The organism is Hymenobacter algoricola (assembly GCF_039539525.1).
GTDB lineage: Bacteria > Bacteroidota > Bacteroidia > Cytophagales > Hymenobacteraceae > Hymenobacter > Hymenobacter algoricola.
In genome coordinates this window covers 16,886-43,076 of sequence record NZ_BAABDH010000017.1, presented here as the reverse complement: position 1 = coordinate 43,076, position 26,191 = coordinate 16,886, and the positions used below count along the sequence as shown (strand labels likewise).

General features: G+C 62.9%; 20 protein-coding genes. 6 read left to right on the top strand and 14 right to left on the bottom strand.

Annotated features, from left to right (window positions below):
* Positions 1–49: 49 nt before the first annotated feature.
* The 11 genes from ABD842_RS05240 to ABD842_RS05190 all read right to left on the bottom strand — a co-directional run bounded on the left by ABD842_RS05240 (position 50) and on the right by ABD842_RS05190 (position 16,749).
* Positions 50–3,025, bottom strand: a complete 2,976-nt coding sequence (locus tag ABD842_RS05240) for an Ig-like domain-containing protein (protein ID WP_345111033.1) — start codon at positions 3,023–3,025, stop codon at positions 50–52.
* Positions 3,026–3,909: 884 nt separating this feature from the next.
* On the bottom strand, positions 3,910–5,067 hold the full coding sequence (locus ABD842_RS05235; RefSeq protein WP_345111030.1) for a hypothetical protein: 1,158 nt from the start codon (positions 5,065–5,067) through the stop codon (positions 3,910–3,912).
* Positions 5,068–5,152: 85 nt separating this feature from the next.
* Complete coding sequence (locus ABD842_RS05230; protein WP_345111028.1) at positions 5,153–6,037, bottom strand: O-fucosyltransferase family protein; 885 nt, start codon at positions 6,035–6,037, stop codon at positions 5,153–5,155.
* 88 nt (positions 6,038–6,125) lie between these two features.
* Positions 6,126–6,965 (bottom strand): glycosyltransferase family 2 protein, encoded by an 840-nt coding sequence (locus ABD842_RS05225; RefSeq protein WP_345111026.1) that lies wholly within the window; start codon positions 6,963–6,965, stop codon positions 6,126–6,128.
* Between the two features lie 67 nt (positions 6,966–7,032).
* The gene (locus ABD842_RS05220) at positions 7,033–8,367 is read right to left on the bottom strand and encodes a glycosyltransferase family 4 protein (protein ID WP_345111025.1); all 1,335 of its coding nucleotides are present in this window, start codon (positions 8,365–8,367) and stop codon (positions 7,033–7,035) included.
* Positions 8,364–9,410: a nucleotide-diphospho-sugar transferase gene (locus ABD842_RS05215; RefSeq protein ID WP_345111022.1), complete on the bottom strand. Its 1,047-nt coding sequence runs from the start codon at positions 9,408–9,410 to the stop codon at positions 8,364–8,366. The genes ABD842_RS05220 and ABD842_RS05215 overlap by 4 nt, the downstream gene beginning before the upstream one ends.
* Positions 9,373–10,701 (bottom strand): O-antigen ligase family protein, encoded by a 1,329-nt coding sequence (locus tag ABD842_RS05210; RefSeq protein ID WP_345111019.1) that lies wholly within the window; start codon positions 10,699–10,701, stop codon positions 9,373–9,375. The genes ABD842_RS05215 and ABD842_RS05210 overlap by 38 nt, the downstream gene beginning before the upstream one ends.
* A gap of 15 nt (positions 10,702–10,716) precedes the next feature.
* Positions 10,717–11,841 carry a glycosyltransferase family 4 protein gene (locus ABD842_RS05205; protein ID WP_345111016.1) on the bottom strand — a complete coding sequence of 375 codons (1,125 nt, stop codon included), beginning with the start codon at positions 11,839–11,841 and terminating at the stop codon, positions 10,717–10,719.
* 2 nt (positions 11,842–11,843) lie between these two features.
* On the bottom strand, positions 11,844–13,478 hold the full coding sequence (locus ABD842_RS05200) for a lipopolysaccharide biosynthesis protein (protein ID WP_345111014.1): 1,635 nt from the start codon (positions 13,476–13,478) through the stop codon (positions 11,844–11,846).
* 62 nt (positions 13,479–13,540) lie between these two features.
* Positions 13,541–15,928, bottom strand: a complete 2,388-nt coding sequence (locus ABD842_RS05195; RefSeq protein WP_345111012.1) for a polysaccharide biosynthesis tyrosine autokinase — start codon at positions 15,926–15,928, stop codon at positions 13,541–13,543.
* A 35-nt stretch (positions 15,929–15,963) separates the two neighbouring features.
* A complete protein-coding gene (locus ABD842_RS05190; RefSeq protein ID WP_345111010.1) occupies positions 15,964–16,749 on the bottom strand; it encodes a polysaccharide biosynthesis/export family protein in 786 nt (261 codons plus the stop codon).
* A 299-nt stretch (positions 16,750–17,048) separates the two neighbouring features.
* Here ABD842_RS05190 and ABD842_RS05185 point away from each other — a divergent pair, with 299 nt between their 5' ends.
* From ABD842_RS05185 to ABD842_RS05165, 5 genes are all read left to right on the top strand, one after another.
* Positions 17,049–17,726, top strand: a complete 678-nt coding sequence (locus tag ABD842_RS05185) for a response regulator transcription factor (RefSeq protein ID WP_345111008.1) — start codon at positions 17,049–17,051, stop codon at positions 17,724–17,726.
* 105 nt (positions 17,727–17,831) lie between these two features.
* Positions 17,832–19,229, top strand: a complete 1,398-nt coding sequence (locus ABD842_RS05180) for a sensor histidine kinase (protein ID WP_345111005.1) — start codon at positions 17,832–17,834, stop codon at positions 19,227–19,229.
* Positions 19,230–19,458: 229 nt separating this feature from the next.
* Positions 19,459–21,063 (top strand): SulP family inorganic anion transporter, encoded by a 1,605-nt coding sequence (locus ABD842_RS05175; RefSeq protein WP_345111002.1) that lies wholly within the window; start codon positions 19,459–19,461, stop codon positions 21,061–21,063.
* Positions 21,064–21,122: 59 nt separating this feature from the next.
* On the top strand, positions 21,123–21,860 hold the full coding sequence (locus ABD842_RS05170; RefSeq protein WP_345111000.1) for a carbonic anhydrase: 738 nt from the start codon (positions 21,123–21,125) through the stop codon (positions 21,858–21,860).
* Between the two features lie 272 nt (positions 21,861–22,132).
* The gene (locus ABD842_RS05165; RefSeq protein ID WP_345110998.1) at positions 22,133–22,603 is read left to right on the top strand and encodes a carboxypeptidase-like regulatory domain-containing protein; all 471 of its coding nucleotides are present in this window, start codon (positions 22,133–22,135) and stop codon (positions 22,601–22,603) included.
* Positions 22,604–22,688: 85 nt separating this feature from the next.
* Here the strand turns inward: ABD842_RS05165 and ABD842_RS05160 are convergent, their stop codons facing one another.
* Positions 22,689–23,117: an EamA family transporter gene (locus ABD842_RS05160; RefSeq protein WP_345110995.1), complete on the bottom strand. Its 429-nt coding sequence runs from the start codon at positions 23,115–23,117 to the stop codon at positions 22,689–22,691.
* 159 nt (positions 23,118–23,276) lie between these two features.
* On the opposite strand from ABD842_RS05160, the gene ABD842_RS05155 reads away from it, so the two are divergent.
* Entirely contained in the window at positions 23,277–23,978 is a 702-nt protein-coding gene (locus ABD842_RS05155; protein ID WP_345110992.1) for a hypothetical protein, read from the top strand.
* A 263-nt stretch (positions 23,979–24,241) separates the two neighbouring features.
* On the opposite strand, the gene ABD842_RS05150 is transcribed toward ABD842_RS05155, so the two are convergent.
* On the bottom strand, positions 24,242–24,736 hold the full coding sequence (locus ABD842_RS05150) for a hypothetical protein (RefSeq protein ID WP_345110990.1): 495 nt from the start codon (positions 24,734–24,736) through the stop codon (positions 24,242–24,244).
* Between the two features lie 3 nt (positions 24,737–24,739).
* A complete protein-coding gene (locus ABD842_RS05145) occupies positions 24,740–26,110 on the bottom strand; it encodes a DUF3696 domain-containing protein (RefSeq protein WP_345110988.1) in 1,371 nt (456 codons plus the stop codon).
* Between the last annotated feature and the right edge of the window lie 81 nt (positions 26,111–26,191).

Here is a 26,191-nt window from a genome sequence, read left to right as displayed (position 1 = left end):
AGCAAGGAAACAGGCTTTTGCCCAAAGAAGCGACGAGGCGCCGGCGTTGTTAGCCGCGTGGCATGGCCGGTCGGGAAGCCAGCCTCAAATCAAAGCCAGTGCTGATCGGCTGCTGAGTCAGCGTCAGGCTCCGGCGCCAGGCATCCTTTTCAGCGGCGAGCGAAGAGCTGAGCACTGAGGCGCCGGGGCGGCCGGACAAAGCGACCTGTATGACTTCGGCCCGCAACCCGGCGGTGGCCAGAGCTTGCTGCTGAGCTACCGGATAAGAGGACGGCGCCAGGCTGGCCGTCGACTTGAGCGTAGTGGGAGTAGCTGGCGCGGCGGGGCTGAACGTGGTGCTGGTGCTCCGGCGCCATATTTCCACCCCGGAAAAGTTGATGGTACCGCCCGTGCTGGTGATGCTGATGGCACCCCCGGTCACGTTGGCCGCGTACGGCCCCAGCTTTTTCCAGCTGCCGGCCGTGCCGGTGTTCAGGTTGGTCTGCACGGCCTGGCCGTTTACTGCCAGGCTGATGATTTCCGGGTTGTTGTCTTCCCAGATGTACACGTACACATCATACGTCCCGTTCGGCACTGCCGTCATGCGGAAGTTCAGCGCGTTGGTATACACCGAAGAGCGAATCATCTGGGCGCGGGCCGTGGTGGTGGCCGGCGTCAGGTTGATGCCCTGATTGGCAAAGCCGGTACCGTTGACGGTGTAGCCTTGCGCATTGCGGCCCTGCCAGCTGTTGCCGTCGAGCTGCACCGGTGAGCCATCAATGTCAATGGCCCGGTAGAACGTGGCAGTGGTGGCCGGCGGTGTTGCCGGGGTGACGGTTACGCTGGTGGCCGCGGAGCTGGTGGCTGCCCCGGTATTGTCGGTGGCGCGGGCCGTGAGCGAGAGGGTGCCCGTGGCGGCAGCCGTGTAGCTGAGCTGGTAAGGGGCGGAGAGGTCTTCGCCGAGCTTGGTGGTGCCGTTGAAGAATTCCACTTTAGCCACCGTGCCGTCGGCATCTGCCGCCGTGGCCGTCAAGGTCAGCACCGTGCTTACCGGGACGCTGGCGTTGGCCGTCGGAGCCGTCAGGCTCACCGTGGGGGCCGTGTTCGGGTTGGCAACCGTGTTCTGCTTCCAGATCTCCACACCCGACAGGTTGGCGTCGCCGCCGGCAGTGCTCACGTTAATGGTCCCGTCCGACACGTTGGCGGTGAACGGACCCAACCGGTCCCAGCGGCCCGCCGCGCCGCTGTTGTGGCCCGTCTGCACGGTTTGGCCTTCGAGCGTCACGGTGAAGTCCTGGGCATTGTTATCCTCCCACACATACAGGTACACGATATAGGTACCGGCCGAAACCCCGCCGATAGCGGCGCTGGTGGTAGGGCCGTACACCGAAGAGCGGATCATGCTGGCGCGGCTGGCATCGGTAGTCGGGTTGAGCGTGGCGTTCTGATCAGCGAAAGGCGTTCCGGCAATCTGCACGTTGGCCGCGCCGGAAGCTGCTTCCCAGGCTTTGCCGTCAACCGTCACCGCGCCCCCGTTTACGTTCAGGGCCCGGAAGAACGTGGCGTTAGCCGGCGTTGCAGGCGGCGTGCCGACCGTCGTCGTTCCCGTGACGGTTACGCTGGTGGCCGCGGAGCTGGTGGCCGCCCCGGCATTGTCGGTGGCGCGGGCCGTGAGCGAGAGGGTCCCCGTGGCGGCAGCCGTGTAGCTGAGCTGGTAAGGAGCGGAGAGGTCTTCGCCGAGCTTAGTGGTGCCGTTGAAGAATTCCACTTTAGCCACCGTGCCGTCGGCATCTGCCGCCGTGGCCGTCAGCGTCAGGGCCGTATTAGCGGCCACGCTCAGGTTGTTGGCCGGCGCCGTCAGGCTCACGGTAGGGGCCGCATTGGGGGCTGGGCCGCTGCCGCCGTTGCCAATCACGATGTTGTTCTGCTGCAGCTTGTTCAGCCAGTAGGTCCATTCGGCCTGCTCGTTTTGCAGCGTGACCGGGTTGGGCATGTGGGTCGAGTTGGTGCAGGGCGAGCAGTTGCCCGGGCTCGTGTCCTGACGGTTGGGGTAGGGCGTGGTGCCGCCCCAGTGCACAAACCCGATCAGGTTGTTGTCGAAGGAGTTGCCGTAGAAAACGGTGGACGGTTGCTGATACGCGTTCCACAGGCCCATGCCGGCGTAGTTGGCCACCAGCTTGGTGCCGTCGGGCAGGTAGCCGCTGGTTACCGAGCGGTTGTTGTAAAAGTGGTTGTCGTGGCCGGCCGCAATGTTCAGGGCGGCGCAGGTCGACACGAGCTGGTTGTTGTAGCCGTTGATAAAGGCGCTGGTCAGCGTGGGCGAGTTACCGTCGCCATCAATGGTGATGCCGGCTCCGGAATACACCGCGCTGTTGGCCGGGAAGGGGTAGGCGCCCTGAATGTAGTTGTCGTGGAGCTTGGCCGGGCTGGCCTGGGTGCCGCCGGAGTTGTAGAAGTTGATGTTGTCTTCGGCCTTGCTGTTGTTGGGCTCGTTGACGACCTGATTCCAGGCCACTTCCATATTAGCCAGGTTGCGGACCCCAATCAGACCCAGGAAATTAGCGAAGGTGCCGCCGCCGTTGCGGTAGCGCCCATCTACGTTCCTCACCACGTTGCGCGTTACGGTCAGCGTCTGCGAAGGCGTTCCGTTGCCGTTCCACAAGTAGATGGCAATGCCGCTCACGTGCTCCACGTAGTTGTTTTCGATGCGCACGGAAATGCCGCCGTTTACTTCCACAAACCGTCCCCGCCGGGTATTATCGAGGCTGGGAGTGAGGCCGTAGGCTTTGTTGTTGCGGACCACCAGGTTGTAGTTGGCCCCCATTTTTGCCTGAATAAGGTCGCCGGCGCCGGCCAGCACGCAGTTCTCAATGATAACGGGCTGGGTGGTTTCAATCTTGATAACCGGGACGTTCGAGTCGAGGCTGCGGTAGTTGCCGGTGTAGGTACCGCCCTGGGTGATTACCAGAGGGGCCGCATAGGTAATGTTGGGCGCTTGCGCCCGGCCCTGGCGGGGTCCGAAGAAGGAAACCAGGAAAAACAGCATTGCCGATAAAGGCAAAAGGCCAGCACCGGTGCGTGGGCGGAGAGCAGGTGAAAAATGGGTTGCAGAGGCTTTTTGCATTTTGGGTACTTTTGGTGAAGAAGTCCTATATATGGATGTTTGGTCAAACCGAGGATTAAGTCAATTTGTTCCAAAAGCTGAAATCAAATATGTGCTATTGTTCAAAAAAGCCTTTTCTCAGCGCCTGCCAACTGAGGGTAGCAGCGTTGCCAGGGTTGCCACGTACGGTGGGCTGTCAGGATACGCTGCCAGCACCGCACCTTACTACCAGGGTAGTTAGTCGCTCAAGGCTGATTTCAGGTCTTTTATTGGGCTTTTATTCTCTCAGCACATTTCATCCCAGCCCGCTGTCAATCACATTGACCAGCTATTGCGGTTCTTCAATCGGTGCAATCCAAAACTCAACTTGGGAGTGATATGGCTGCATTTTGAAAAACCTGATCATTTAACAACTTGTAAAAGTTATAAAGTGATGCAAGAGGTTCAATGCAAATGTATAAATTAAAATGGCGTCCTAAAAAATATTTATTATTTTTAATATTGTACTTTTATAACAATGGATTATATGCCCGGCAACTAAAAATGAGTGCTCAGGCAGATAGGCCGGTTTTTGGGTAATCAGGCGGCGGGCTGAAAATCTGTTAAACGCCAAAATTTTGCTAGTCAACTGACCAGTAGGTACATCGTGTTACCTCTGTCAGGGTTGAATAGCAAGCGGATAGTAGGATGACCGGGGTTGCGGTAGCGCCGAAGCACGCGTTCCGGCGCCGGCTACCCCCTGCCACGTTGGGCAGCATACTGCACCCGGCCCCAGCAATTGATGAGCAGGGGCGGACAATAGTTGATCGGGCTCTGCTGCCGGGGGCTTATTCGGGCCCTACGTGCCGATTGGCTTGCCGAAGCTTCTGCTGCCAAAGCTGCCACTCGTGCTGCTCCGTTTGCAGGGTAACAGGGTTGGGCAGGTGAGTGGTACCCGTGCAGGCCGGGCAGGCCCCCGGACTCAGATCCTGGCGGTTGGGGTAGGGCGTAGTACCGCCCCAGTGCACAAACCCAATCGTATTGTTGCGAAAATGATTGTTGTAGAACACGGTGGGCGGTTTTTTATACTGATTCCACAGCCCGGCGGCGGCGTAGTTGGCCACCAGCTTGGTGCCGTCGGGCAGGTAGCCGCTGGTTACCATGCGGTTGTTGTAGAAGTGGTTGTCGTGGCCGGCCGCAATGTTCAGGGCTGCGCAGGTCGACACGATTTGGTTACCGTAGCCCTCAACAAAGGCCGTGGTGGTCAGGGCGGAGCCGCCGTCGCCGTCCAGCGTGATACCCGAGCCGGAATATGCCGCGCTGGTAGCCGGGAAGGGGTAAGCGCCCTGAATGTAGTTGTCGTGGAGCTTGGCCGGGCTGACTTTGGTGCCGCCGGAGTTGTAGAAGTTGATGTTGTCTTCAACCAGGCTCTGGTTGGGCTCGTTGATGACTTCATTCCAGGCTACTTCCATATTGGCCAGGCTGCGGACCCCGATCAAACCCAGGAAATTAGCGAAGGTGCCGCCGCCGTTGCGGTAGCGGCCATCCATATTCCGGGCTTGGTTGCCCACTACGCGCAGTGTCTGGGCCGGCGTACCGTCGCCGGCCCACAGGTACACGGCAATACCGCTGACGTGCTCCAGGTAGTTGTGCTCGATGCGTACGGCCGTGGCCTGGTTGATCTGGGCAAACCGGCCGGGGTAGCGCTGGTCGGCGGTGGGCGGCAGGCCGTAGCCCCGGCAGTGGCTGATGGTCAGATTGGCGCCCCCGCGGGTGGCCTCAATCAGATTGCCGGGCCCCCGCAGCACGCACCGGTTCAGGACGACCGGCTCCGTGGTTTCGATCCGGATGCAGGGCGTGTCGGAGTCGTCGCTGGTGAAAGTGCCGGTATAAGTGCCGCCGTGCCGGATAACAAGCGTGGTGCTGGCCACCGGCTGCGAGGTATTCAGCCCCAGGCACAACAGGCTGGCGGCAAATCCGGGACGAAGCAGCGCGGCGAGAGGCATAGCGGTGGGGGATTATTGAGCGCCGGGAAAGCCGGACAGCAGCCGGAAGCATGGGCAGGAACAGGGTCGACGTATTTGCCCGCCCTCAGCCGTCGAGAAACACCCGGAAATCAGCCAGGGTGACGGACTGATCGGGGCGGTGCAGGTGGCACAGCGGGACGGCGCCGTAAAACGAAGCCCACATGGAGTAGGAGCTGGGTGGCCCCAGCACATAGTCGCAGGAAGCCAGGGCGTACAGGTCTTCCACAAAATGGCCCGTGGCGCGGTGCAGCTGCAGGCCGGCAAAGTCCGCTTCGTCGAGCGTTTCGTTGGAGCACAGCAGAAAGGCCACGCGCGTGCCGGCCGCAAACTGCGCCTGCACCTCGCGCATGCGGGCGGCGTAGGCGGCGTTGTTGTAGTAGAAAGCGCCGCCGGCGAAAGTGGCGTAGTCGCCGCGGCGGATGTGGACGCCTATCAGCACGTCGCAGCTGTGCCGGCACTGGGCCAGCAGCTGCGCCACGGCGTGGCGGTGCACGGCCACGGGGGCAAAAAGGCGACGGATCAGGGGCGCGTGCTGCCGCAGGTGGGTCTTGTCGCGGAACATCCAGCCGTGGGCCAGCACGAGGCCCTGCCGGGCCGGCGCCAGGTAGTCGGGGCGGTTGAGGTCGAAATCCGGGCCGTCTTCGTCGGCAATGAGGGCGGAAGCGGCCAGCCGCCGGGGCAGCAGCCGCAGGGCCTGCTGGAGCACCCGGAACAGGCGGGAGTGCTGCACCAGCCGAAACACGTAATCGAGGCGCGCCCGGCGAAATACCTGCAGCCGGATGGGCAGGCCCCCGAAATCCTGGGTGGCGGTAGCTTCGAAGTAGGGCGCGTAAGCCCGGAAGCTGGGGTTGGCCAGCGCATACTTATACTCGGCCGCATTGGCCACGAAGTGGGCGAAGAGAAAAAGCCGGTTGCCCAGCTGCCCGGTACGTTTCGTGACGATGACCATCGGCGGAAGCAGGTGAAGTGGAAATCGGAAAATCAGGCGCAACGGCGGCGGCAGCTCAGCCGGCCGGCCTTCGGGGCTTAGCAGGGGCCTAGTGCAGAAAGTAGCCCACCAGCCGGCGGGCGTAGCCGTTGAGCAGGTAGTAGGGCATGTAGCGGGGCGGACAGTTCTTGAGGGCAAAGTGGGTGAAGTTGCGCAGGTTGCCCCCTCCCCGGATGCCAAACAGATGCTGGTAGTAGCCGCGCAGGCTGCGGTGGCGGCGGGTCTGCTGCTGGCCGCTTTCCTCGGGGTAGGTGCTCAGCACGGCGTCGTAGTTGCAGTACACCGGAAAGCCGTGCTGCCGGGCCCCGCTGGTATAGTCGTAGTCAGCCATGTAGTGGGGCAGGCGCTGCTCATCAAACAGGCCGATGGACTCAATAACGCTGAGCGGGATGAGCAGGCCGCGGCCGGGCAGATAGGTAACCGGGTGCAGGCCGTGGCGGCGGGTCTGGGGCAGCTCTTCGAGCAGGTACTGGCTGGTGTTGGTGCGCCAGTTCACCCGTTCGCCGCCGTAGATGGGCTGGCCGGTGGCGGCATCCAGCTCCAGCGCGCCCAGCACGGCCTCGGGGCGGCGGTTGGCCCAGAGCAGCATCTTCTCCACGAAATCGGGCGGTACCAGCACGTCGTTGTTGAGCGTGAGCAGGCGGGTGGCGCCGTGGACCAGGGCGCGGCGGATGCCGGCATTTACGCCCGCCGTCCAGAACAGGCTGCCGTCGCCGGTTACCACTTCCACCTCCCCAAACTCGTCGGTCAGCATCTGGGCCGTGCCGTCGGTCGAGCCGTCGTCCACGACGATGACGCGGAACTCCGGGCAGGTTTGCTCGCGCAACGACAGCAGGCAGGCGCGGGTGTAGGCGCGGCGGTTGAAGACGGGGATGACGAGGTAGAGCATAAGACGGCAGCGCGTATCGGGAAATCGGAAGCTGGACGGGAAGCGGGGCAGGCAGCGTCGGCGGGCGTCAGTGGGCCAGCGTGGGCGACTTAGGCCAGGAAAGCTCCGCCCGGCGCCGGGAGCTGACGGGCGGCGGCGGGGTCAGCCGCCCGTCAGCCGTCCGGGGCGTGGTTTCGAGGCCGGCTTCGGCCAGCATGGTCAGCACGCGCTCCAGGCGGTTGGGCCAGGTCTGCAGGTGGGCAAACTCGTAGCCGGCGCGGCCCATGGCGAGGCGCTCGGTGGGGTGGTTGTAGAGGTATTCCACGGCGCGGGCCATGGCTGCGGTGGTTTCTTCGGGCTGCGTCACCGGCACCTTGATGGCGGCCGCCGCGGGCAGGAACGTGCGGGCCCCCTGGTGATTGAGGGTAATGATGGGCAGGCCGGTGGCCATAGCTTCCATAAACTGCGAGGCAAAGGAGTCGCGCAGGGAGCCGAAGATGAACACGTCGTGGCTGACCATGCAGTCGTGCACCTCCGTCCACGGCACGCGGCCCCGCCACGTCACGCGCCCCTGCAGGCCGTACTCCTCAATCCAGCCCGGTACCAGATGTTCCATCGGCCCGTCGCCGAGCACGGTGAGGTGAAACGGAATCCACGGGTCAACCTGCGCCAGGGCATCCAGCACCAGGGGCAGCGCCTTGTTGGGGTACAGGCGGCCCACCCACAGCAGCTGCAGCACCGGCTGCGACAGGCGCACGGGGCAGCTCACCGCGTGGAAGGCTTCGGGCAGGCCCGTATCCAGAAACAGCTCCACCCGCTTGGCGCCCAGCCGCCGCGCCAGCGCCGCCGACTCGTCGTTGGACGCCAGCACCAGCGTGGCGTGGCGCAGGTTCTGGTGCAGGTTCAGGTCGAAGGTGGTGAGCACCCAGGTGAAGGCCGTGCGCAGCGTTTCGGTGCGGAACCAGCCGGGCAAGTAGCGGCGGAAGGCCACGGGGGCTTTCTGGGCGCCGCCCACGGGCCCGTAAATCATCGGCTTGCCCAGGCGCCACAGCCAGGAGCCCATCTTGAGGCTGCTGTAGGTAGCGTGGTGCACCAGGTCGAAGTGGATGGTGCGGTCCATTTTCCGCGCCCGGCGCCAGGCCACGAATTGCCACACCATGTAGTGCAGGTACACGCCAAACTGCCAGCGGTAGAGAAACTGGAACAGGGGCGCCACCTGAATAAAGGTGAAGTGCAGGCGCCGGGCGTCGGGGTCATCGGCGTGCCGGGCCTGAAACTCGGCAATGTCGGCGCGGTTGGGGGGGGTGGTCAGGCACCAGACGGAATGGCCGCGGCGGGCCATTTCCCAGGCCCAGTGAAACCCGTTGCCGTCTTCGCCGCCATGGGCGGGGTTGCAGGCGTAAACTGAGAGCAGCACGTTCATGACGAAATGGAAGTAGCAAAGGTGTTGGGAGTGGGCGGCAGGGCAGGAGCAGGCAAGGAAGGGGCCAGGGCGCCGGACCGGACCGGCAGCAGCCGGCGCAGCAGTTGTCGGATTTTGAACCCGGCCCTTTCGGTGAGGTGCTGCCGGAAGTGCCGCTGGTCGCGGATCCAGTCGCGCAGTACCCCGGGCGGGTGCTGCAGCGGCCACTGCAGCTCCGCCGTGCGCAGGTGGGCCAGCCGGTCGAGCGGGTCGAAGGTGTGGGTGGCGTCGTCGCCGAAGCCGATATTAGTCACCAGGTTCACGGCCGGCACAATGGCCAGGCCCGAGTTGGCGGCCACGCTGAAATGCCACTGGTAATCCCAGGTGTGGGGCGGCTGGGGCCCGGTGCGCATGGCCTCAAACTTGCGCAGCCAGTAGTGGCGCTCAAGCAAGGAGGGGTACATGCCCGGCAGGGCCCCGCGGCGGCGCAGCTCGGGCAGCTGGGCGTAGTGAAAGTCGTAGTGCTGCCAGGCGCGGCGCCAGGTGGCCCAGCCCCAGCTGTGCACCTGCCCGGAAAAGTGGTAGGCTTCGCCGGCCGCAGCCGCGGGGTGCTGGGCGTCGGGCGAAAGATTGTTGCCGCCGATGTGCATCACGCGGGTGTCGTGGCGGTAGCGGGCCAGCAGCTCCTGGCAGAACCGGAAAAAGCCGGGCGTGGGCAGGCAGTCGTCTTCCAGGATAATGCCTTCGGGCTCGTGGTCGAAAAACCAGCGGATGGCCCCCGCCACGCCCCGGCTGCAGCCCAGGTTGGCTTCCCGAAACAGAGTCTGCACCTCGCAGGGCCAGTCGACGCCGCTCGTGACGACGGCGCGGGTGGCCGCGCACAGCGCGGCCTCGGCGGGCCGGTCGGCGCGCGGGCCGTCCACGGCCACGTACAGCCGGGCGGGGCGGGCCTGCCGCACGGCCTCGAAGACGCGGCGGGCCGGCGTGGGCCGATTAAACAGCAGGAGCAGGACGGGAGCCGAAAGCTCAGTGTCCGGAGTCGGAGGCGGCGGCAGCGGTAGCATGGTCGGTTGTGGATAGGAGCGCAAGCGGGGAAAGGACGGGGCGTGGGAAGGCGGCGGGCGCGGGCAAGGTGGGCCGGGGCACCCAAACGGGGGCGGCGGCGGCCAGCGCGAGGCCCAGCATGGCGTAGAAGAAGGGTGGCCAGTCGTAGGAAATGCCGTAGACGAGCATGCTCAGCGCAAACACGGCCAGCGTGGCGGCCGCCGGGGCCAGCGGCACGGGCTGCCGCAGCCGCCGCCCCAGCTGCAGCACGGGCACGAGCAGCACGAGCAGCACCCCAAGCCCGCCGAAATAGAACAGGCGGTCCACGTAGAAGCTGTGGAAATGATGGCCCGTCCAGTCGGGCCACACGGGCTGGTCGGAGTCGGGCGCATAAAACTGGATGGGCAGCTCGAAGCCCTTCAGGCGCATGCCGGCCACGGGATACTCGCGCAGAAACGGCTCGTACGATTCGTACTGGCGCAGCCGCCAGCTGCCGGTGCCCTGCTTGTCGGGGTGCAGAATGTCCTGCACGCTGGCGTCGAGCTTCTGCCGCACCTGCGGGTCGCTGAGCACGGCCAGGCCCCCCGAAATCACCAGCAGCAGCGGAATCAGCACTATGGGCAGCAGGCGGCTGGAGGTGAGGCGCGCCCCTTCGACGCGGCCCAGCGCCAGCAGCAGCCCGTTCAGCGGCAGCGCCAGCCCCAGCGCCAGCCACACCGAGCGGTGCTGCAAAAACCCGATCAGGCCCAGGCCCAGAAAAAACACCAGCAGCCGCAGCAGCCCGCCCCGGGTGAGGTACTCGTTCAGATAATAAAGCGTGGGCAGCAGCACCAGCATGGCCGAAGTAGAGCCAAAGCCGCGCTCATTATCCAGAAAAGCCGACAGGCTCAGCGCCTCAGGGTGATACACCAGCAGGTTGGTCAGCAGCCCCAGCAGCAGCAGGCGCATGAGCAGCTCCAGCGGCGGCAGCCCGTGGCGGGCATAATACGCGTACACGGCAAAAATCGGGAGCAGGGCCGTGTACTTGGAAAATACGTGCGGATAAACCAGCCACGAGCCCCAGCCCGCAAACGACTCCAGCGCCAGCGCCAGCAGGCCGGCCAGCAGCACCCACAGCCAGCCCCGCATCAGGCCTTTCAGGTAGCGGTAGTTGCGCCCGATGGTGTAAAGCGACAGGGCCACCAGCACGTAGTTGTACCGGTTGAGCACCCCATCGTCTTCGTTGACAAACACAAACTCCGTGAAGGCCCGGTCCGTGACCAGAAAGGCCAGGATAAGCAGGGTGTAGCGGAAGCGCAGGCTGATGATCATGGCGGGGAGAGCCGGTCAGTGGGAAAAAACGGGGGTGGCCGCGCGGGCTTCCTCATACACCTGGCGGGTGCTGGCGGCGGTGTGCTGCCAGCTGAAGTCGCGCACCCGCAGGTAGCCGAGCCGGGTGAGGTGGGCGCGCAGCTCCGGCTGGCCCAGCAGGCGCTCCAGCTGCTGGCGCAGATCCGCCGGCTGGTTGGGGTCGAAGTAGAGGGCGGCATCCTGGGCTATTTCGGGAAAGCAGGACGCGCGGCTGAGCACCACCGGGCACTGCTGCCCGAACGCCTCCAGAATGGGCAGCCCGAAGCCTTCGTAGTGCGAGGGAAACACGAAGGCCCGCGCCCCGCGGTAGAGCTGCTGCAGCTGGGCATCGGTTAGCAGCCCGAAATGGTGCACGCGGCCGGCCAGCCCCTGCCGGCGCAGCAGTTCCCGTTCCACGGGCGTAAACGGGTGCCCCCCGGCGCAGACCAGGTGCAGGTCGGGAAAGGCGCGCTGACTGAGCTGCGAAAAAGCCTCGGCCAGGCAGCTGAAGTTCTTGTATAGGGCCCGGGTGCCGGTATACAGCACGTAGTTGGCCGGTGCCGCCACCCGGCTTTCGGCGGCGCTGTACTCGCGGTGGGCGTAGCCGTGGTAGATGACCTCCACCCGCTCCGGCGGCACCGGCAGCAGCCGCAGAATATCCGCGCGGGTATGCTCCGATACGGCAATGATGCGGCTGGCCCTACGGCTCAGCAGCTCCTGCGCCGCCCCCGTGCCGGGCCCGGCGTAGAACTGCGGAAACAGTCGCTCAATCATGTCGTGGATGGTCAGCACGAACGGTTTCTCCTCCAATAAGTCGAGAAAGTAGGCGGAGCTGTTCAGCGTGGGGTGAAAGACGTCGAAATCCTGGCGGCGCAGGGCGCGCAGCGTGGCCTGGTGGTTGACGTACTGCATAAGGCGCCACCGGCCCCGCAGCGGCAGCCGGCGAAAAAACTCGTGGTGACGGGTGTGGCGCCGGTCGTGCAGGTACAGGTTGTTGCTGAGCACCACGGGCAGCTCCGCCGTCAGGCCGGGGCCGGCGTGCTCGAGCAGCTCGTGGAAGTAGCGCGACACGCCGCCGAAGTCCTGGATGCTGAAGATCTGGTGGTCGTAGAGAATTTTCATGGTCAGGCCAGCTCAGTTTCGGGGTCGGGAGAAAAAGCGGCGGGGTTGGGGCGGCGGGCCGCAAAGCGCCGGGCAGGTGGTCCGGCCGCCGGAGCTGTCCGCCCGCCCCCCAGGTAAGCCAGGCGCCGGGCAATGGCGGTCAGCATCCGGGCAGACCAGCCTCCGGCCGCGCCGCCCGCGTCCAGGCGGCCGAGCAGGCTGCCCAGCACCTCGCGCAGCTGGGCCGGCGGGGCCAGCCAGGCCAGGGCCAGCAGCACGCCGGCTCCGGTCAGCAGCTGCAGCAGCAACAGCAGCAGGGGCAGCGTGCCGGCCAGCCGCAGCCCGTAGCTGACGGCCGCCGTGGCGCCTGCCACGACCAGCGCCGCCAGTATTCCCGGCTGGTAGGCCCGCAACAGCATGGGCACCGATACTGCCAGCAGCCGGCGCAGCAGCCCCGCGTACAAGATGGTGCGCACCACTTCGCCCAGCACCACCGCGGTGGCCACGCCCAGCAGCCCGTAGCGGCTCAGCCCAAAAAACAGGCCGGTCAGAGTCAGCATCGTGACCAGGCTGAGTACTAGTTTGGGCAGCAGCGTAGCCGTCGCGTCGCACACGATGCCGGCAAACATGGTAACCAGGCTCAGGGCGAAAGCCGCGCTGATGATGCGCAGCACCGGCACGGCGGCCGCCCACTTCGCTCCCAGCAGCACGCCCACGATTTCGGGCGCGGCTACGGCGGCCCCGGCGCAGATGGGCATGACCAGGGCCGCTACCAGGGTGACGCTGCTCAGGTACACGCGCCGGAGCTTGGGGCGGTCGGCCTGCACCTGGCTGAAGGAGGGGAAGGCCACTTTGGCCACGCTGGTGGTGAGCAGGTACACGGGCAGCCCCACCAGCATCCAGCCCCGGCTGTAGATTCCCAGCGCCGTGGCGCCCAGCAGCCGCCCGATGAGCACGGTATCGAGCGAGCCATTGATAAACTCCACGAAGCTGATGGCCGACATGCGGCTGCCGTAGGCTACCAGCGGCCGGTAGGCCGTCCAGCTGAAGAGCAGCCGCACCGAGTGCCGGACCGCGGCGTAGCTCAGAATAGTCAGCAGCAGGCCCTGGCCCAGCGTGGCGCCCACCAGGGCCCACACCCCGAAGCCCTGCCCGGCCAGCCCGATACCGAGCCCGGCGTAGCTCAGCACGTAGGAAACTACTTCTATCAGCGCCAGCGTGCGAAAGCGCATCTGCCGGCGCAGCAGGCTCAGGGCAGTGGCATTCAGCCCGGTCAGGAAAACGCCGGCCGCCAGCACCCGCACCACGGGCACCACCTCGGGCTGCCGTACCAGGTCGGCCGCCAGCGGCGCACTCAGGGCCAGCAGCCCGGCAAACAGCGTCCCCAGCAGCACCGACGACGTGAAGGCCGCCCGCACGTCGGTGGCGCGCAGCTCGGGCTTCTGAATGATGGCCTGCTCCATGCCCATCTGGGCGAAGTACGTGCCGAAGCGCAGCACCACGCCGGCCAGGGCCACCAGCCCGAAGGCCGCCGGACTGAGCAGCCGCGCCATGATGGCCGAGTAGCCAACCTGGATGACTGCGTTGGTGATGGTGGCCGCCGTGGTCCATTTCACCCCGTGCACGGTGGCCGAGGTCAGGTTCTGTTCGTGCGCCATGTCAGGGGAGGTTGAGCCGGAAGGGAAAGCGGTGGGCGCGGGCAGCAGAGCGAAGGGCGGCGCTAGCGCCCGTAGGCGTAGGCCTGTTCTTTGTAGCGGTACTCGTAGGTTCGGGTGAAGTGCATGTCGTTGATGATGATGTAGAGCTGTTTGACCTTCTGCTCCTGGTGCAGCTCGTTGATCTGGCTGACCAGCCCTTTGTCGGTGTAGTTCTGGCGCACCACGTAGATATTGGCCTCCAGGTGGCGCAGCAGCACAAAGAACTCGGCCACGTAGCCCACCGGCGGCGTGTCCACCAGCACGTAGTCGTACTGCTGACGCAGCTGGGTGAGCAGGGCTTCCATGCGGGCCGTTTCGAGCAGCTCGGTCGGATTGGCCGGGATGGGCCCGCAGCACAGCACGTCCAGGTTGCGGATGCCGCTGGCCGCCACGCCTTCTTCCAGCGTGCTCAGGCCCATCAGGTAAGAGCTCAGCCCGTGCTCGGCCCGCGGGTCGAGGCCGAAATAGCTGGCAATGGTGGGCCGGCGCAGGTCGCACTCCAGCAGCAGCACCCGCCGCCCGCTCTGGGCAATTTCGGCCGCCAGATTCACCGCGCAGAAGGTCTTGCCCTCCCCCGGCACCGAGGAGGTGACGCCGATAACCTTCTTATCGAGCCCCGCCGACAGGTACTGCAGGTTGACCCGGATGGAGCGGAACGACTCGGCAATGGGCCCCTTGGGCTCGCGCAGCATGGTTTTCTTGTCGGCGCGGGAGCCATGGGCCACCACGCCCAGCATCGGGATAGCCGTGATGCGCGATAAATCCTCCTTGCTCTGGATGCAGCGGTTGGTTTTGCTCAGCAGCAGCGTGAGCCCAAACGGCAGGGCGAAGCCCATGACCACGGCCAGCAGCAGGACCATGGGCAGCTTGGGCGCCGAAGGCCCCGTGCCGCTCAGCTCCGCGTTGTCGACTACTTTTTTGTCGGTGGCATTGGTCGCCAGGGCAATGGCGGCCTCGGCGCGCTTCTCCACCAGGAAGTTGTAGTTCTTCTCGTTGAAGTCGCTCTTGTTTTTGAGCGACGCCAGCTGCCGCTCGTTCTCGGGCATGGCGCTGATGGTGCCGTTTACCCGGTTGAGCTGCTGATCCAGGTCGCGCAGGGCGATGTCGGTGGCCCGGGTCATGTTGGCCAGCGTCTGCATCAACGACTGCTTGGCCGTGCGGATCCGCTCGTCGAGCACCGTCACCAGCGGGTTGGTGGTGCTGGCGTTTACGCCCAGCGCGGCCCGCTGGCTGTTCAGGTCGGCGAGCTGCATGATCAGGTTGTTGACCACCGGGTCCTCAATGCCCACGCTGCTGGGCGAGGCAACCTGGGCCGCGCCCTGGTTGGCGCGCAGATAGCTCAGCATGTTCTGATAGTATTTGCGGCTGGTCGAGGCCTTGGCGCGCATCATCTGCAGCTCCCCCTGCTGGCGGATGCCTTCGTTCGACTGCACGCCCACGTCCACCACGCCCCGGGCGGCGCGGAAGCTGCTCAGCGCCGCCGCCGACTGCTGCTGCTGGGTCGCCAGCTTACCGATTTCCTGGTCCAGGAAGCCCACGGTTTTATGGCCGATCAGGTTTTTCTCGCGCAGGTCGTCTTCAATGAAAACGGCCATCAGCGTATCCAGAAACTGCGCTTCCTTCACCGGCACCACACCTTTCAGGCCCAGCTCCACGATGCGCGAGTCGTGGTCGATGGGGCGCACGGCCAGATACTTCTGATAGTCGGTCACGAGCGTAGTCAGGTCGTTGAGCTCGAAGTAGTAGTGCTCGTGGGCCAGGTCGGGCCTGTAGCCGGGCTCGGCCAGCAGCACCGCCGTGAGCAGCGGGTGGCGCAGCGTGTCGCCGGCCGCCACGGTCTGGTCAAGGTTCACGCCCAGCACGTCGCGGATAACTTCGCCCGAGGGCAGACTGTAAAGCTGACCCCGCCCGGCCTGGGCCCGCACCCGAAACCGGCCGTCGGGCAGCGGCAGCACATCGATGCGGGTATCGGCCAGCTGGGGCGCCTGCAGATCGGGAACGACGCGGAAGGGCATGGCCCCGGCCGGCCGCTCCCGCACCTGCAGGTCTGCGAACTTGTTCAGCCAGGTGTGCGGCACGGCGTAGTAGGAAACCGTAAACGGCAGGCGGGCCAGGGTGCGCTGCACCATGTCGGCGGAGCGCAGCAGCCCGATTTCATCCTCAATCTTGACGCCGCGCTCCTTGACCTCCAGAATCTGCAGCAGCTCCTGGGCGCGCTTCGAGCCCGAGCCCTGGTTGCCCAGCATGATGGAGGCCCGGTAATCGTACACCGGGGCCTTCAGCTGCAGGTACAGAAACGCCAGCGCGCCGCAGACCAGCAGCGAAACCACAAACAGCGGCCAGCGCTGGCGTAGCTTAAAGAGGAGCTCGTGCAGGTCAAGCTCGTCGGCAGAAGTAGCGGGGCGTTCCATACGAATAGGGTAGGAGAGTGGGCAGGGGAGCCGGATCAGAGCAGCTTGACGTAGTTGAGCACCAGCACCACGGCCGAGATGCCGGCGAAGACGATGCCCAGGTTGTTGGCGTTGGCGCGGTTGGCCCGGGCCGCAATGGGCTCCACGTACAGCGCGTCGTTGGGCAGCAGGTAGTAGTAGCGGGAGCGGAGCAGGTTCGGGTCGGTCAGGTTGAGCAGCATCACTTCCGAGCCCGTCGGGGTCTGCCGGATCAGCTTCACGTTCTGGCGGTTGCCAAACTCGGTCAGGTCGCCGGCCAGGCCCAGCCCTTCGAGCAGCGTGGCCTGGGTGTTGTAGATGTAGTAGCGGCCCGGGTTGCGCACCTCGCCCAGCACCGTAATCTTGAAGCTGAGCAGCTTGACCAGCACGTTGGCATCGCGCACAAACTTGCCCACCTGCTGCTGAATCTGCTCCTGGGCGTCTTCCACCGTCAGACCTTCCACCTTCACCCGACCCACGGTCGGCAGATTGATATGGCCGGTGGCATCCACCGAATAGCCCGACAAAAACAGGTTGCTCGGGTCGCCGCCGGCTGCTATGGTGCGGGTGTCGGTGATGTTGAACATGTCGTTGAGCACGGGCTGCACGCTCTGCACCCGGATGCTGAGCACGTCGCCGGGCTGCATGCGGTAGAGCAGCCGCTCGTTGGGTACCGCCACCGGCGTAGTGACCGAATAGTCGGCGCCCTGCAGGTAAGGCAACGTGCGCTGGGCCACGCAGCCGCTCAGCCAGCCGGTGGCCAGCAGCAGCGCAGATAGGTAAAAACGGTGGAATAGGCGCATGATGGACGGACGTAGGCAGCGGAAAGAAGCTTGCTTGCGGCCCGGCTGGAACGGGGCTGAAGCAGACTATTGAACCAGAAGAACAGAAAACACCCTGTAATAGAATATTTTCATAAACGTATTGTATTCGAATTATAATGTCAAGATAAACTTAAATTATTCTGTTAAAATATTGTACTGCATAATGATGTGGTTGATAAGTAGAAGTGTTCTGTGAAGCTGGGAAGGTGGATTCCGGCGTCGCATGCGGGCGGAACTGCCTAACTTCGGCGGCCTTTCCCACCCTGAACCACGTGTCAATGAAAATTCTGCTGGTTGAAGATGAGCCCAAAGTGGCCTCGTTTCTGCAAAAAGGCCTCACCGAGCAGGCACACAGCGTCGATACGGCCGCCGATGGCCTCACCGGCATGCGCCTGGCGCTGGGCAACAGCTACGACCTGATCATCCTCGACAACCTGCTGCCCGGGCTCAGCGGCCTGGAAGTGTGCCGGCAGGTGCGCGCCCAGAACAGCAAGGTGCCCATTCTGATGCTCACGGCCCTGGGGGAAACCGACGACAAAATCCGCGGCCTCGATGCCGGCGCCGACGATTATCTGGTCAAGCCCTTTGCCTTTCAGGAGCTGCTGGCCCGAATCCGCGCCCTCTCGCGCCGCCGCAACGATACGCCGGCCGCCGCCGTGCTGCAGCTGGCCGACCTGAGTCTGGACCCCTCGCGCAAGCTGGTGCAGCGGGCCGGGCAGGCCATTCAGCTCACGGCCCGCGAGTTTGCCCTGCTGGAGTACCTGCTGCGCAGCCAGGGGCGGGTGGTTTCCCGGGTCGATATTCTGGAGCACGTCTGGGAAACCAGCTTCGACACGGGCTCCAACGTCATCGACGTGTACATCAACTTCCTGCGCAAAAAAGTAGACAAGGACTTCACGCCCAAGCTGATTCACACCCTGGTCGGCATGGGCTACGTGATGCGCGAGGAGGCCTAGGGCAGCAGCCCTGGTGCTCTCCAAGCCCAGGCAGGAGGGGGCCGACGCCGCCCGCCGTGGTCTGAGCCCGTCACGCTTTTCACCATTCCTCAGCTCCCAGTTCGTATGACCATCCGTACCCGTCTGGCGTGGCAGTTTGCGGCTATTCTGGCCGTTACGCTGCTGCTGTTTTCTCTGGTTATCTACTTTTTTACCTACCAGTCGCGGCGCAACGCTTTCACCGAGAGCCTGTTTGCCCGGGCGCGGGTAGTAGCCCACGTGTACCTCGACGGGGCCAACCGGGGCAATGCGGAAAGTCAGGAATCGTACCGGCGCTACCTGCGGCAGTTCTACCGGACGCTGCCCGAAGAGGAAGTTCGCGTGTTCGACAGCGCCAATAAGGAAGTGTTCTACGAGGGGCAGGGCCCCAACCATCCCGTGCCGCTGGCCTTGCTGGACGACGTGCGGCGCCGGGGCCGACATATTGAGGAGCAGAACCACTACCACCAAACCGTGGGCTTGCTTTACCGCGACGTGCATCGCGGCGACTTCGTAGTGGTGGCTGCTTCCCTGGACTCCGACAGTCGTACCAACCTGCGCACGCTGCGGCAGGTGCTGGCCGGCGGCTTGCTCATTTCGCTGATTATTGTGGGTATCGGGGGCTGGTTTTTTGCCCGGCAGGCGCTGCGGCCCATGCAGCGCATTGTGCAGGAAGTGGATACCATTTCGGCCTCCGATCTGCACCGCCGGCTCAGCAAAGCGGAGGGGCAGGATGAAGTGTCGCACCTGGCCCAGCGCTTCAACAGTCTGCTCAACCGGCTCGAAACAGCCTTTGCAGGCCAGCGTACCTTCGTGCGCGATGCCTCGCACGAGCTGCGCACCCCCCTGACGGTGCTCATCGGGGAGCTCGAGGTAGCGCTGCTGCAGCAGCGCAGCCCGGTAGAGTACCGGCGCGTGCTGCAGAGTACGCTCGATGCGGCCCGTCTGCTCAACGGCCTTACCAACGGCCTGCTGCAGATTGCCCGCGCCTCCGACGACCCTTCCCAGGTACCGCTCAAGCTGCTGCGCCTCGATGAGCTGCTGCTGCAGGCCCACGAGGAAGTGCAGCGCCGCCAGCCCACCAGCCGCATCGACCTGGAGTTTGCTGAGCCCCCCGTAGAGCGCGAGAACGAGCCTTTTCTGGTGCGGGGCAACGAGCCGCTGCTGCTGGCAGCCCTGCTCAACGTAATTGAAAACGCCTGCAAATTCTCCCGCGGGGCCGAGCAGCCGGTACTGGCGCTGCTGTCGGTGGCCAAAGGGCGGGTGCGGCTGGAAGTGCGCGACCAGGGCGTGGGCATGAGTGAAGCCGACCGGCAGCAGGTGTTTGTGCCCTTCTTTCGGGCCGAGACGGTGCGCAACGTGCCCGGTCACGGCATTGGCCTGCCGCTCACCGCCAAAATAATGGAGCTGCACGGTGGCGCGGTGCGGGTAGCCAGCAAACTAGGCGTAGGCACTCAGGTGACGCTGGAGATGCCTGCTGCCTGAAGCCAGTTCCCCGCTGCTGGTAGCGCGCCGTCGGCCCGTCGGGCAGCGTAAGCTGGGTGAGAAACGTATAGAACCAGCTGTGCCGGCGGGGGAGGGTGACTTGTCCATTTTAACGTCCTTTTAACGTATTTTTAACCTGGTCTTAACTCTCTCGCCGTACACTTGTAGAACACTCTAAGGCTGAGTTCCCGTCGGTGACGATATTTGGCTGCTCACCCGACCCACACTTATGGTGAAGACCTCCCCGGCCAGCGCCCCTGAAACCACATTGGCTTCGGCGCCCGCCTCCAATTATTTAAAGAACCTGGCTAAAGACGGTCCCGCAGGCCTGGTTGTGTTCCTGGTAGCACTGCCGCTGTGCCTGGGCATTTCGCTGGCCTCGGGGGCCCCGCTGCTTTCGGGGGTTATTACCGGCATCGTGGGGGGCGTGCTGGTGTCGTGGCTGAGCGGCTCGCAGCTGAGCGTAAGTGGCCCTGCGGCCGGCCTCACTGCCATCATGGTATCGGCCATCGGTACGCTGGGCTCGTTTCAGGCCGTGCTGGCCGCCACCGTACTGGCGGGAGTGCTGCAACTGATTCTGGGCTTCCTGAAAGCGGGTATCATTGGCATGTACTTTCCCTCCTCGGTTATCCGGGGAATGCTGGCCGCTATCGGCCTGATTTTGATCCTGAAGCAGATACCCCATTTCTTCGGGGCCGATACGGACTACTTTGAGGACATGGACTTCCTGCAGTTCAACGGGCAGAACACGTTTTCGGCCATTATAGCGGCAACCAACGCCGTCAGCTGGGGCTCGGCCCTGATCGGGCTCGTGTCATTGGTGCTCCTGATGATATGGGACAGCAAGCCGGTGAAGAGCATTCCGGCGCTGAAGCTCATTCCCGGCGCCCTGCTGGTGGTGGTCACTTCCATTCTGCTGAACCTGCTGCTGATGCGGGTCGCTCCCGACATCCAGGTGCGCCCGGAGCATTTGGTGAAGCTGCCGGCCATTACTTCCTTTTCCGATCTGACCCGCGAGCTGAACTTCCCCGACTGGTCGGCCCTGACCCGGGGCTCCACGTACGTGGTGGCCTTTACCATTGCCATTGTGGCCTCGCTCGAAACGCTGCTCAGCGTGGAAGCCGTCGATAAGCTGGACCCGCACAAGCGCCATACGCCCCAGAACCGGGAGCTGAAGGCCCAGGGCGTCGGCAATATTGTCAGCGGTCTGCTGGGCGGCTTGCCGCTGACGGCCGTTATCGTGCGCAGCTCGGCCAACATCGACGCCGGCGCCCAAAGCAAAGTATCCGCTTTCTTTCATGGCTTGCTGCTGGCCATAAGCCTGCTGCTGCTGTCGTCGGTGCTGAACCTGATTCCGCTGTCGGCGCTGGCGGCGGTGCTGCTGCTGATAGGCTTTAAGCTGACCAAGCCGGCGCTGTACCGCACGCAGTGGCGCCTGGGCTGGGAGCAGTTTCTGCCCTTCTTCGTTACGGTAGTGGCCATCATGTTTACCGACCTGCTCAAGGGAGTGTGCGTGGGTCTGGCCGTGGGTATCTTCTACATTCTGAAAGCCAACCTGAATTCGGCCTACTACTTTCACAACGAACCCAGCCACGAGCCCGGCGTAGTACATATTAAGCTGTCGGAGCACGTTTCGTTCCTCAACAAGGCCAGCATCGTCACCACGTTTGACCAGCTGACTCCGGGCTCGTCCGTCATCCTCGACGGCACCGATTCCGCCGTGATTGATTACGACGTGCTGGAGGCCATCGAGAACCTGCGTATTACGGCCGCCGAGCGGGGCATCAAGCTCGAGCTGCGCGGCATCCGGCAGGTAGAAGCCCTGGGCCACTAGGCCACTGAGCTACTCCCAACCGCCCTTATCTACTGACCACCCTCTCTTAAATTTCCCCGATGGAAGAAATAATTGCCAATAACCGCAAGTGGGTTGAAACCAAGCTTTCCGAAGACAGCGAGTTTTTCAACAAGATGGCCAAGGGCCAGAAACCCCGCTACCTGTTTATTGGCTGCTCCGATTCGCGGGTGCCGGCCTCCGCAATCACCGGTACCGGTCCTGGTGAGATGTTCGTGCACCGCAATATTGCCAACCTGGTCGTTCACTCCGACATGAACCTGCTGGCCGTGCTGCAGTACGCCGTCGAGGTGCTTGAGGTGAAAGATATTATGGTAGTGGGGCACTATGGCTGCGGGGGCGTAGCCGCCGCGGCTTCCAACAAGCAGTATGGTCTGATTGACAACTGGCTGGCCAACATCCGGGACGTGGTGCGCCTGCACGAAACCGAGTTTATGGGCATCAGCGACAAGGACCAGCAACTGCGGCGTCTTGTGGAGCTCAATGTCATCGAGCAGGTCCGCAACCTGGCCAGCACCAACATCATCCAGAATGCCCGCAAGGGGGCCAACCCGCCCCAGCTGCACGGTCTCGTCTACGACCTCCACGACGGCCTGCTGCACGATTTGAAAGTGGAAACCGATACGCTTGATGAGTTCATGCACATCTACGGCATCAACGCGGCCGAGCATGCCGAGAAAGTGGCCGAGCAAGCCGAGGACGGCAAGCTCCATAAGCTGACGAAGGATACTGAAACCAAGCCGGCCGGCAAAACCCAAAAGGCGAAGAGTCTGCGGTAATGCACAAGGCTAGCTAACCCCACAAGTCAGGCTGCCTGACTTGTATTTGTCTCTAAGTGTGGTTGAAAACGCCGCAGCCCCTGGCTGCGGCGTTTTTTTGTGACTGCCAGGTCGCTCTATCGGCTACGTGGCTGTCAGGTGGCGTGACGTAGGTTGAAGGCAGGATGGAGAGGATTGTTTGTTTAAGTAAATCACGAATTTTGTTAAACAAAAGGGTGCACGGCCTCGTTCAGGTACCCACACATAGCAATTCTACCCTGACCACCTGTCCTATGCGCTTCTCTTACTTTCTCTTGCTTTTCAGTGCCCTGTCCGGTTCCGTAATCACCACCTCCGCCCAGGCCCAGCAGCAGCGGACCCTGGCCAGCAATGCTCCCTATTCCGCCGAAGGCGACGGGTCCGGGGCCACCGACGTCATGATGCTCTCCGGCAAAATTACCAACCCGGCAGGACCGCTGCCCGGTGCCGTCGTGATTCTGAAAGGTACCCGTCAAATGGCCGTTACCAACGCCGAAGGCCAGTTCCAGTTCCGGGTGCCCGCCGATGCCGGCGCCTTGCCGGCCGTGGTTACCTACGCTGGCTACGCCGACGAGGAGCTGGTGCTGAATGCGGCCGTCGATAAGTCGACGGTGAAGCTGAGCAACGCCCGGGTTATTGAAGTTTCGCGCGGCCAGCGGCTGAACGTATACCTGAAACATGCCCGCAAGGAAGCAAAGCGCAGCCTCCGGGAAGTGCGGGAGTAAAGCCTCGGACCCCACTGTTCTGCCCAAGCAGCCCCGGCCCATCCGCCGGGGCTGTTTTTTTGCCCCGCTGACGGGCCTGCACCTGTCAGGCTGCCGGCTTGGAAAAGGCAATCAGGACCGCGCCGCCAGCCATCAGGGCGGCGCCCAGCACCAGCTGCCAGGTAAGCTTTTCCTTCAGGAAGACCACGGCCAGCACGATGGAAAACACCAGCGAGATTTTATCAAATGACGAGGTCTGTGACGCCTGCCCCAGCTTCAGGGCCTGAAACGAGAGCAGCGACGATACGCCGGTAAGCACGCCCGCCGCCACCAGAAAAACCCAGGTCCGGCCCTCCAGGTGGGCTACCGTGGGCAGGTGCCCCTGCCAGGCGACCACGCCCCAGGCCACCACAATGATCAGCACCGACTCCACGGCAAAGGCCACGCTGGGCTCCACGTCCCGGATGCCGAGCTTCGACAGGGTAATCACCGAAGCCGCTGCCAGAGCGGCCAGCAACGAAAATACAATCCACATAAGCAGCGCCGCAAAGAGAAGAAAACAGGAGGTACTGCACCGCTGTACGCAGGCGGGGGTGCTGACGGCTAGTAGTTTATAATGCCAATCTTTCTATATTTCCTCTGTCGGCCGCGAGGGTCGCGGCTATCTTATTCCCATTCTTACCCCTTCATCAGCATGGCTAAGTACGAATCCCGTTTCGCCAACTTCTTCCTGAACCTGCGCCTGAACCGCGCCGAGTTCGGCGACATGGCGGCCCACACCCTGCAGGCCCTGCGCCAGAGTCCCGAGGCCGCCACGCTGCACAAAGACCTCATCAGGGACCTGGCCGCGGCCCACGCGGCGTACACTGCCGCGCACAGCGGGCAGCTTTCCGGCGAAAGCCGGGGTGCCACGCTCACCGTGGCCCAGGCCCTGGTCGACTTCAAAAGCTACGTCAAGAAGGTGGAGCGCAAGTTCGTGGTGCCCACCTTCGAGGAGGGTTCCGCCGACGTGAAGGCCATCTTTCCCCGGGGCCGCTCGGGCCTCACCGGCAGCAGCCAGGATAAGGTGCTCGACGAGTTCAGCGCCTTCCTCTCGGCCCTGGCCGCCCGCCCCGTCGCCTTCCCCGAGGCCATCCGGACCGAGGGGGCCACGATCCATAAAAACCTGAAAGCGGCCCTGGCGCTGGCCGACGGCACCCAGGCCGCCACCGCCACCGGCCGCACCGACCTGCACGACGGCCGCGAAGCCACCTGCCACCAGCTCTACCGCGTCTACGCCCAGCTGCTGCTCACGCACTACGAGCAGCCCCAGCGCGCCGCCGCGTTTTTTGATCTGAGCCGGGCCTTCGTGGGGGGCACCAAGTCAAAGAAAGCGCAGTTGCCCCCTCCGGCCTAAACCTGCCGGTTACGCCAAAAACCAAAATGGCCGTTGAGGATTCCCTCAACGGCCATTTTGGTGCTGGGAAGGTCTAGCAGGATTCCCTAAGCGGCCTTACGGGTGCTGTGACGCCCACTTAGGGAATCCTCCAAGGGTATTCTGGTGCTCCGAAGCCCGGATAGGATTCCCTAAGCGGGCTTTCTGAGCTGTGCGGGCCTCTTAGGGAGTCCAATGCGGGTTCCACAGGAGGTGATAGGTCATTGAGGATTCCCTGGGCGGCTCTAGGCCGTTCGGGCACGAATCATCTCGGCGGGGCAGAGGAATTCCAGTTGCACGCCGTTGCGTTCCAGGGCTTCACAGTCTTTGTGCCAGTCAGTATCCGTGGCGTTCACGATGGCGGGGTGCTCCGGATGCGCAAGACACAAGGCTACGAACTTACGGTCGGATGGGTCGAAGGCGGCTAGGGCGGAGTCGGAGGGGAAGGTGGCGAAGCTGCCGTCGGGGTTGGTTTCCAGGGCTACCTCTTCGCAGAACGCGGGGTTGGCCTTGTTGGACAAGAGCCACTTCAGGAAGGCATTGCCGGGGGTATTGGGGCCTATGGGGCTCAGCTTATTACCATATTCTTTCAGAATCAGGTAGTGCGAATCCAGCACGAGGCAGCCATTTTCTTGCACCACATCCAGCCGGGATTTAGCTGCGCGTATGCACGCAATAGCCGCGTCTGACTTACCGTCGGCGGTCAGCAACACGTTGGTATCGAGAATATACTTGGGCATAGCTTATTTTTCCCCCGCGGCTTCACGGCGCTTTAGCTCGGCATCCATCATGGCCGAGGCATCGGCGAAAGAATCCCCGAAGAAGTTCTTGGGCCAGTTGCGGATGTTGCCGAATGGGTCCAGGTCAAGCGGCGTAAGTGTAGAGGCCGCCCCCACGAAGTCGGTGAAATAGAGCTTGACCTGGTCGGTAGGCAGGGCTTCCTCCGCCAGCCGCCGTTGCAGCCGCTGCAACAGATGCTCGCTGTGGCTTTCCAGGATAATCTGAACGTTGCGCCGCTTGATGGCGTCGATAAATACATCCGCCAGCCCCGCCTGCACGGCCGGGTGCAAATGAATTTCGGGCTGCTCCAGAATAATGGTGGAGCCTTCAGGAACATAAAATAGTAGCACCAGCACCGGCAGTAGCTGCGACACGCCGAAACCTACGTCGGTCAGGAATACTTCTGCCGATTCGGCCGTGCGCTTGATGCGTACTTCGTATTCTTTGCGGTTGGGGGCTATGGGGCGGACGGCAAAGGAGTGGATGAGGCCGAGTTCTTTGAGCCAGTATGCTACGTGTTGTTCTACAGTTCTTTTAGATTGATTTCTTCCTATATTTATTGTTGGTTCGGAATTGCGAGAGGCTAAAAGCGCAGCAATTGCTCGTTCTCCTCGATTGCCAACACTGGATGTTTGGTCACCGGACCAGGAGTATAGCCGCTTCGGATAATCTCGCAAGGGCCCCAAGTAGAAGCTATTAGCGAGTTCTTGTTCAAATGAACCTGAAAGTTGCAACATTAGACTCGCTACGTGCCAATCTATATTTCCAAGTGGAAAATCGTAACTATAAAATTTCTTAGGAGTAACAATTTTTGTTTTATTTTTTAAATCTTTAAATTGTTTTTCATCAATGATTGCATTGTGCATAGGTTTGTTGTCTTTATTAATTGTGCGTTTTATTCCTATTATATTGCTTTTATTATTTATTGAATAATGAAAATTGTTTAAGTAAAATAAATTTTTATCTGATACAACACTGGCGCTCATTGATATTTTTTCTACCAAAGCACTATCAATGTTAATTCCAGGAAAAAATACATCGCCTAGCGGTACCGGCGGTAACCATTCAATGGAGAAGTCTAAAATACCTGGGTCAGAGTGTTTATGTATAATGTCATAAATTGTTCCTAGTTCGACGTATGAATGATCGTCTCCCAAATTCAAAATCTGCCCTCTATCCGACGATTCCACCGTCTGCTTGAGCATCAGCAGGAACTGCAGGATGCTGGTTTTGCCCGAGGAGTTGGTGCCGAAGAAGCCGGTGAGGGACCCGAACTGAATCGTGCCCGTGTCCTGCCAGGACTTGAAGTTTTGGATGCGCAGCGAGTTCAGCATAAGAGCAGCAGTGAGGGAAGCGAAGGTACGGGAACTGGCCGAACGGTGTAGAGACGCGACACTTCGCGTCTCGTCGTTGAA

What these genes read in the sequence shown, in the direction of transcription:
- ABD842_RS05240 (WP_345111033.1), bottom strand. Translation starts at nt 3,025, where the DNA reads ATGCTGTTTTTCCTGGTTTCCTTCTTCGGACCCCGCCAGGGCCGGGCG.
- ABD842_RS05235 (WP_345111030.1), bottom strand. Translation starts at nt 5,067, where the DNA reads ATGCCTCTCGCCGCGCTGCTTCGTCCCGGATTTGCCGCCAGCCTGTTG.
- ABD842_RS05230 (WP_345111028.1), bottom strand. Translation starts at nt 6,037, where the DNA reads ATGGTCATCGTCACGAAACGTACCGGGCAGCTGGGCAACCGGCTTTTT.
- ABD842_RS05225 (WP_345111026.1), bottom strand. Translation starts at nt 6,965, where the DNA reads ATGCTCTACCTCGTCATCCCCGTCTTCAACCGCCGCGCCTACACCCGC.
- ABD842_RS05220 (WP_345111025.1), bottom strand. Translation starts at nt 8,367, where the DNA reads ATGAACGTGCTGCTCTCAGTTTACGCCTGCAACCCCGCCCATGGCGGC.
- ABD842_RS05215 (WP_345111022.1), bottom strand. Translation starts at nt 9,410, where the DNA reads ATGCTACCGCTGCCGCCGCCTCCGACTCCGGACACTGAGCTTTCGGCT.
- ABD842_RS05210 (WP_345111019.1), bottom strand. Translation starts at nt 10,701, where the DNA reads ATGATCATCAGCCTGCGCTTCCGCTACACCCTGCTTATCCTGGCCTTT.
- ABD842_RS05205 (WP_345111016.1), bottom strand. Translation starts at nt 11,841, where the DNA reads ATGAAAATTCTCTACGACCACCAGATCTTCAGCATCCAGGACTTCGGC.
- ABD842_RS05200 (WP_345111014.1), bottom strand. Translation starts at nt 13,478, where the DNA reads ATGGCGCACGAACAGAACCTGACCTCGGCCACCGTGCACGGGGTGAAA.
- ABD842_RS05195 (WP_345111012.1), bottom strand. Translation starts at nt 15,928, where the DNA reads ATGGAACGCCCCGCTACTTCTGCCGACGAGCTTGACCTGCACGAGCTC.
- ABD842_RS05190 (WP_345111010.1), bottom strand. Translation starts at nt 16,749, where the DNA reads ATGCGCCTATTCCACCGTTTTTACCTATCTGCGCTGCTGCTGGCCACC.
- ABD842_RS05185 (WP_345111008.1), top strand. Translation starts at nt 17,049, where the DNA reads ATGAAAATTCTGCTGGTTGAAGATGAGCCCAAAGTGGCCTCGTTTCTG.
- ABD842_RS05180 (WP_345111005.1), top strand. Translation starts at nt 17,832, where the DNA reads ATGACCATCCGTACCCGTCTGGCGTGGCAGTTTGCGGCTATTCTGGCC.
- ABD842_RS05175 (WP_345111002.1), top strand. Translation starts at nt 19,459, where the DNA reads ATGGTGAAGACCTCCCCGGCCAGCGCCCCTGAAACCACATTGGCTTCG.
- ABD842_RS05170 (WP_345111000.1), top strand. Translation starts at nt 21,123, where the DNA reads ATGGAAGAAATAATTGCCAATAACCGCAAGTGGGTTGAAACCAAGCTT.
- ABD842_RS05165 (WP_345110998.1), top strand. Translation starts at nt 22,133, where the DNA reads ATGCGCTTCTCTTACTTTCTCTTGCTTTTCAGTGCCCTGTCCGGTTCC.
- ABD842_RS05160 (WP_345110995.1), bottom strand. Translation starts at nt 23,117, where the DNA reads ATGTGGATTGTATTTTCGTTGCTGGCCGCTCTGGCAGCGGCTTCGGTG.
- ABD842_RS05155 (WP_345110992.1), top strand. Translation starts at nt 23,277, where the DNA reads ATGGCTAAGTACGAATCCCGTTTCGCCAACTTCTTCCTGAACCTGCGC.
- ABD842_RS05150 (WP_345110990.1), bottom strand. Translation starts at nt 24,736, where the DNA reads ATGCCCAAGTATATTCTCGATACCAACGTGTTGCTGACCGCCGACGGT.
- ABD842_RS05145 (WP_345110988.1), bottom strand. Translation starts at nt 26,110, where the DNA reads ATGCTGAACTCGCTGCGCATCCAAAACTTCAAGTCCTGGCAGGACACG.